The 1453-nt window shown below is 63.2% G+C and carries 2 protein-coding genes; both read left to right on the top strand.

The window, feature by feature from the left end:
• The coding region (locus HX846_RS30705) for an aldehyde dehydrogenase family protein (protein WP_178966829.1) at positions 1–695 on the top strand (695 nt) is incomplete at its 5' end.
• A 173-nt stretch (positions 696–868) separates the two neighbouring features.
• A partial coding sequence (locus HX846_RS30710) for an MFS transporter (protein WP_178966830.1) occupies positions 869–1453 on the top strand: 585 nt, incomplete at its 3' end.

The raw sequence follows: 1453 nt of genomic DNA on the forward strand, positions 1-1453 counted from the left end.
TGGAACTGGGCGGCAAATCCGCGTTGCTGGTGCTGGCGGACGCCGACCTCGACCTGGCCGTGGAACTGGCCTGCGGCGGTGGTTTCTTCAACGCCGGGCAGATGTGTTCCGCCACCAGCCGGGTGTTGGTGGCCGACGAACTGGCGGACGATTTTCTCACCCGCTTGCAGGCCAGGGCCGAGAGCATTCGCATGGCGGACCCGTTTGCCGAAGACGTGGAAATGGGCGCATTGGTCAACCGTGCGCAGTACCAGCGGGTGCTGGGGCATATCGAACGTGGCCTGCAAGCCGGCGCGAAGCTGCTGTGTGGCGGCGGGCGCCCGGCGGATTTGCCTCATGGGTATTTCATTCGCCCGACGGTCTTCACTGAAGTGCCGTTGGACAGCGCGTTGTGGAACGAGGAGATCTTCGGCCCGGTGCTGTGCGTGCGCAGTTTTGCCAATGAGGCCGAGGCGGTGGCGCTGGCCAATGACAGTGAGTTTGGCCTGGTCGCGAGCGTGCTGAGCAGCAACGTGGAAGCGGCTGAGCGAGTGGCCAATGCTTTGCAGGTGGGTTTGGTGTGGATCAACGCGCCGCAGGTGATCTTCCCGCAAACGGCGTGGGGTGGTTACAAGCAGAGCAGCATTGGCCGCGAACTGGGGCCTTGGGGGTTGCAGGCGTTTCAGGAGATCAAGCATGTGATCCGGGCGGTGTAGAAACACTCAAGAGCACCACTGTTCCCTGTGGGAGCTGGCTTGNNGCCAGCTCCTACCTGTTGATTTGTGCCGTGTCAGCAGATGCATTTTTTCAATAGCGCCAACGACTTTCTCATTTGCCGCCCTCCCCCACGCCCGGCCTAATACTGCCCTTGTCAGTTCAAGGCTCGCCCATGGAAAACGTCCGCGCAAAACCCGCCACCGCCGTTTGGCTGATGATCAGCGTTGTGCTGGTTGCCCTCAACCTGCGCCCGTCGATGGCCGCCGTCGGCCCGTTGTTGTCGTCGATTCGCGCCGATGTGGCCCTGAGTTTCAGCACGGCCTCCCTGCTGACCATGCTGCCGGTCATGGCCATGGGCCTGGCGATGTTTTTTGGCATGGGCGTGGCCAAACGCTTCGGCGAGCATCGCAGCATTGTGCTGTCGCTGGTGGTGATCGGCCTGGCCACCGTCTCCCGGTTGTTCCTGGACTCGGCGGTTGAGCTGATCCTCAGCGCCATCGCGGCCGGTGTGGGGATCGCGATGATCCAGGCGTTGATGCCCGCCTTGATCAAGTCGCGCTTCAGCGACAACGTTTCCCTGTTCATGGGCCTGTACGTCACCGCGATCATGGGCGGCGCGGCCCTCGCCGCTTCGTTCTCGCCGTTTATCCAGGTGCAAACCGGCAGCTGGCGCATCGGCCTGGCCATCTGGGCGGTTCTCGCGGTATTGGCGCTGGTGTTCTGGTACGCCCAACGCTCGGTGCTGCCGCCGCTGCCG

The organism is Pseudomonas sp. K5002 (assembly GCF_013386655.1).
In the GTDB taxonomy this organism is placed as follows: domain Bacteria; phylum Pseudomonadota; class Gammaproteobacteria; order Pseudomonadales; family Pseudomonadaceae; genus Aquipseudomonas.